Genomic DNA, 5,061 nt, shown 5'->3' with positions numbered 1-5,061 from the left:
GGCAGCAGATTGAACCGTTGCTGAAGTTGCGAGATTGATGATTGCTATATAATAATGAAACCCAACATCAACTGTTGTTGGGTTTCACTAAGTTCAACCCAACCTACTACAGGAATTTCGCTCGATCGAGCGGACACGATCTAATATCCCTTCTCGCAACTTTATATGTAATCTATCCAACCTCTTCGTTTTGAACTTTTTCACCTTGACTGGCTTTGGCTTCTTCCAACTCTGCCATTTTTTCCATCCTTAGTTCATGTAATGTCTTCTTAATCGAACTAAGCATTGCCCATTCATAAATACTTATAGAAGACCAACCAGTAACTTTCTTTCCCCAATTATTATAGGAGATTTCTTCCCCATTAAATCTGACCAATGTATCATCAATTATTATAGCTTCAGAGCTTTCAAACTCTTTAATTTCAATGCTATCCCCAGCTTTGATTAATTCCCACTCAAACAACTGGTCCATTCGAGGTAGCCAAGTTCTATTAAACCCAGAATCAGTGGATATAATTTCTTCCTTAATTGTAGAACCTTCTCCGGCTAAACCCACGTAAAAATCATCCAGTTGTGCCGGAGGCAAAATTTTCTCAATCCTCAAAAAACCTTGCTCTCCCATAAAAACAGGAGTGATATTAAGACAGAGGGCGTCTACCCCATTTGCAATCAACCAAGCAACAGCAGAAAGGGTTTGCTCATCAAAGGATGAGGCTATAAGTATTATTCGTTGTTTTTTGTTAAAGGTTTTGAGTGCGTCATTGCTTGACAAGAATTTATTCAACTCTCGTCTCGCTTTTTCACTAGGAGTCAAATCACCTAATTCATACTCATCTTTGTGTATCTCGATATACGAACTATAGACCAACTCTACAAGGGATTCAGGTGTAGAAATTTTGGCATAACTCGCGGCATACCTGATAGCTTGAAATTCAAAAGGTTCTTTTCTGGCTTTGATGTCTTGTACGTCGCGTTTAATCTCGATTAGAACAATATTGCCATCTGCATCAATGGCAGTCAGGTCGCTAATCCCGTTACTCGCATTACGAACTTGTTGACCTACAACTAGAAGAGTTTGGTCATCCCCAAAGAGCAAATTAATGTTTTTGCGTAAGAACTCTTCAATATGTCTTTCCTGTAAGTTTAAGTCTTTAAAGTTTCTAACTTTTATTTCTATTGCTTCGTTCCTTTGGATGCCGCCGTCGAAAGTAACAGGTATGTACATCGCACTCCCCTTTGCTGCTATTAGCTGTCTAAGTGTTCAACTATATTGAGCCTATGTATCCGCTCAATAATCCAGGGTAAATCGCTCAACGATGCACCAGAAACCAAACTAAATAAAGCCGGTTTTTGCTGTTGCTGCGGGCTGTCACGCCTCTTCTGGGCAAAAACCCGGTTTCTGGCTATCCGTGCGTAAGTCCTAATAGCAATAAGGGCGGGCAAAATGCCCACCCCACATACTAGATATCACTTGGATATCAGACTTAAATTTTCAATACCCCCAGGGGAATTCGAATCCCCGTCGCATCCGTGAAAGGGATGTGTCCTAGGCCTCTAGACGATGGGGGCGCGTCGTTGCGTTTGCTTGTGTTCCGCACCTTTATTACCTTAACTAATCTTTCCCAATCTGTCAACTACTTTGCGAAACTTTTTTTTCTACTCGTCCCAAAGCACGTCACAGTAGGCTTTGAGGATGGCGGCGCAATTGCCGATCGCCCCGAGATGAGCAATTTCAAAGCCGTGGGTGTTCTGGGTGGGGAAAGCCAAACAAGCGGCGCGGGCTACGTGGCCGAACTTCATGGCGATCGAAGCATCGCTCCCAAAACCGCTAATTACCGCCAACTGCACCTCTACATGAGCTGCTGCGGCGGCTGCGCGCAATTGGGCGTTCAATCCTTCATCATAGACTCCGTAGCCGTCCTGAACCAGCAAAACCGGGTTTTCGCCGTCACGAATCGGGTATTCCGGTGCCAGAGGGCAAATTTCCAAAGCGATCAGCGCGTCCAACGGCTGGCGCTGGGTGAAATACAAAGCTCCGATCGCCCCAACCTCCTCCTTCGCCGACGCTACCAAATAAACATTCACCGCAGGCTCTTTCAAACATTCCGCCAGAGCCAGCAAAATCGCCACTGAAGCCTTGTTGTCCAGAGTGTAGCTCGCTATCCAGTCCTTCAACCGCAGCGGGCGCTTGCGGTGCTTTCCCACCACCATCCGCGTGCCCGGTCGAATTCCGGCCTCGGCTAATTCCTCGGCGGTACACTTAGTTTCGATCCAGGCATTTTCCCACTTTAAAGAAACATCTTCCTGCTGAGCTTTCTGAGGAGATTCGTGAGAAACATGGCGGGAACCGAAGCTGAGAATGCCACTAATTGTTTGCTTGTCTCCGAGCAAATCCACCACGCCTTCGCCGTAAACCCAAGGAAATGCACCGCCCAATCTGCGGACTTCCACGCGGCCACTCTCGCCTATGGTTTTAACTAGGGCGCCAATTTCGTCTTTGTGGGCGGTAATGGCGATCGACTTTTCGGGATTGCGACCCTTAATTAGGGCGATCGCATTGTCCGCGCGATCGAGCCAAGCATTCACTCCCAGGGCGGCGAATTTTTCCATCAACCGCTGGTTAATTTCCGATTCCGCACCGCTGGGTGAGTGCAGCATTACTAATTCTTCGATTGTTTGGAATAGGCGATCGAACTCTAACATTTTTTATTTTCGTTTTTAGGAGCGAATTTTGACGACACATATTAAAGCACATTTACGCACTATTTCCCGGCGGTACACTTAGTTTTAATTCAGGCATTTTCCCACTTGAAAGAAACATCTTCCTGCTGAGCTTTTTGAGGAGCGTAGGAATGAAGCAATTGGAGACAGCAAAGGGCGATTGAGTAACAAGATTCATGCGATCGCGTGGATGCGTTGGGCAATCCGTTGGGGTTTCACCTCACCCCCCGACAAACTGGTGACGCGAGCAGGAGGCGACCAACTGCAGCCATTACTGGTGGCGGATACACTGCTGGCTAACAAGGGCTATGATCCAGATCAGCGTGTGATTGACCGCCTCAATGCCGAGGGGAAGACCACCGTCATTTCACCTCGCCGCAATTGCAAGACCCTGCAAACTTACGATGCTGAATTTTACAAACCCCGTGATTTGATTAAGAACTTTGTCCCCAAGCTGAAGCAGTATCAGGGAATCGCGACGCGCTATCACCCGTCAGGCGGTGAACTTTCCGGCGTGCGATTCTTCTGGTTGCTGCCGTCATCGGGTTGAATTGATGACACCCCTAAATTAACTTGACAGCGCCGTAAACTAATATGCCTAACCTCTTGAGCACCTTCTTTTCTAGTAATTTCATTCCCCACGGGCATTGTTACCTCTGGAAACCGGGGTTAGTCTGGCTGCACTTAACGTCAGATGCCTTGACTACCCTCGCTTATTACTCGGTGGCGGTTGCCATTGTTTACTTTACCAATGGGCGTAAGGATCTGCCTGCCCACACGGTGATGCTGCTGGTTGGTTTCTTTTTTATCTTTGCCTTATGTGGCACGACGCACCTGATGGGAATAGTGACACTTTGGCACCCCATTTATTGGGTTTCAGGAGTGATCAAAGCTCTCACTGGTGTTTGGTCTTTCTATACATTCACCTTTTTACTGATTCCCTTAATTCCAGTGGCGCTCGATGCGCCAAGTCCAGCCCAACTCGCCCTTACAAACCAGGAACTAGAAGAGAGTCGCCGCCGTATCCAGGCGATTAATGTGGAGCTAGAGCAACGGGTGCAGGAACGCACTGCCCAACTGGAAGCCTCTAATCGCACCAAAGACGAATTATTGATGCGTGAACAAATAATTCGGGCAGACGCAGAGGCCGCCAACCGTGCCAAGGATGAGTTTCTCTCGATTCTTTCTCATGAACTCAGAACTCCTCTCAACGCGATCTTAGGGTGGTCAACGATGTTAAGGCAGAAAAACCTGAGTGAGGATAAGGTGGCGCGGGCTTTGGAGACGATCGAGCGAAACGCGAAGTCTCAAGCCCAGCTCATCGAAGACATCCTCGATGTTTCTCGCATCATCACAGGTAAACTGCGCCTCCAAGTCCGTCCTGTCAACCTCGTGCCGGTGATTGAATCGGCGATTGAGTCTGTACACTTGGCGGCTGAGGCAAAGTCAATTCGCCTGCAAAGCCGGCTCGATTCTGAAGTTGGCCCGCTCTTGGGTGATGCCGATAGGTTGCAGCAAGTTGTGTGGAATCTACTTTCTAACGCCCTCAAATTTACGCCTAAAGACGGGCGAGTCGAGATTCGTTTGCAGCGGGTTAATTCCCATGTGGAAATTACTGTCAGCGACACTGGGGCAGGCATCAGCTCGGAATTTCTACCGTTTGTCTTCGATCGCTTCAGCCAGCACGACAGCACGACCACTCGCAGTTATGGGGGGTTGGGTTTAGGGTTAGCCATTGTGCGTCAATTAGTTGAATTACATGGCGGGACTGTAACGGTAGTGAGTCCAGGGATAGGACAGGGGACGACCTTTACAGTCAAACTTCCTGTGATGATTATCCATCTACCACCCAGCGATCCAGAGCCATTAAACTCGATCGTCGAGGCGAAGGGGAGGTTTCAGGGCTCGCCGACCCTTGAAGGCTTAAAAATCTTAGTGGTAGAGGACGAGGCTGACGCGCTAGAGTTGCTGACCACGATTCTCGAAAAGTATGGTGCTGATGTCATGGCTGTTGCTTCGGTAAAGGACGCCTTGACCATTATCGAAACCGCAACGGATCGCAGCCCCGATGTTTTAGTGAGCGATATTGGGATGCCGGATGAGGATGGCTACTCCCTGATCCGTAAGTTGCGTCAACTTGAAGCGCAGCGGGGCGGTAGGCTACCGGCGATCGCGCTGACGGCTTATGCCCGGAATGACGATCGTCAGCAGGCACTATTAGCAGGTTTTCAGATACATTTGACCAAACCCGTAGATGCTGCCGAGTTAGTGGCGGTGGTTGCCAGCCTCACCGGACGTATAAGCAGATTCTAACCCAGGTGTTCAAGAACAAATGTTGCG

General features: G+C 48.4%; 4 protein-coding genes and 1 tRNA gene. 2 read left to right on the top strand and 3 right to left on the bottom strand.

The features are described from left to right. Positions 1–172: 172 nt before the first annotated feature. From QUB16_RS32870 to QUB16_RS32860, 3 genes are all read right to left on the bottom strand, one after another. Positions 173–1,225 carry a hypothetical protein gene (locus QUB16_RS32870; protein ID WP_333322556.1) on the bottom strand — a complete coding sequence of 351 codons (1,053 nt, stop codon included), beginning with the start codon at positions 1,223–1,225 and terminating at the stop codon, positions 173–175. A 271-nt stretch (positions 1,226–1,496) separates the two neighbouring features. After that, positions 1,497–1,569: transfer RNA gene (locus tag QUB16_RS32865), tRNA-Glu, on the bottom strand. Between the two features lie 87 nt (positions 1,570–1,656). Next, positions 1,657–2,703: a M20/M25/M40 family metallo-hydrolase gene (locus tag QUB16_RS32860; protein ID WP_333322554.1), complete on the bottom strand. Its 1,047-nt coding sequence runs from the start codon at positions 2,701–2,703 to the stop codon at positions 1,657–1,659. Between the two features lie 178 nt (positions 2,704–2,881). Here QUB16_RS32860 and QUB16_RS32855 point away from each other — a divergent pair, with 178 nt between their 5' ends. Both QUB16_RS32855 and QUB16_RS32850 read left to right on the top strand, forming a co-directional pair. After that, a complete protein-coding gene (locus tag QUB16_RS32855; protein ID WP_333322552.1) occupies positions 2,882–3,271 on the top strand; it encodes a hypothetical protein in 390 nt (129 codons plus the stop codon). A gap of 44 nt (positions 3,272–3,315) precedes the next feature. Further along, the gene (locus tag QUB16_RS32850) at positions 3,316–5,034 is read left to right on the top strand and encodes an ATP-binding protein (RefSeq protein WP_333322550.1); all 1,719 of its coding nucleotides are present in this window, start codon (positions 3,316–3,318) and stop codon (positions 5,032–5,034) included. The last annotated feature ends 27 nt before the right edge of the window (positions 5,035–5,061 follow it).

It is taken from the genome of Microcoleus sp. D3_18a_C4, from assembly GCF_036702415.1.
Classification (GTDB): Bacteria; Cyanobacteriota; Cyanobacteriia; order Cyanobacteriales; family Microcoleaceae; genus Microcoleus.
This window is presented reverse-complemented; position numbering and strand designations above follow the sequence as displayed.

What these genes read in the sequence shown, in the direction of transcription:
- QUB16_RS32870 (WP_333322556.1), bottom strand. Translation starts at nt 1,225, where the DNA reads ATGTACATACCTGTTACTTTCGACGGCGGCATCCAAAGGAACGAAGCA.
- QUB16_RS32850 (WP_333322550.1), top strand. Translation starts at nt 3,316, where the DNA reads ATGCCTAACCTCTTGAGCACCTTCTTTTCTAGTAATTTCATTCCCCAC.
- QUB16_RS32860 (WP_333322554.1), bottom strand. Translation starts at nt 2,703, where the DNA reads ATGTTAGAGTTCGATCGCCTATTCCAAACAATCGAAGAATTAGTAATG.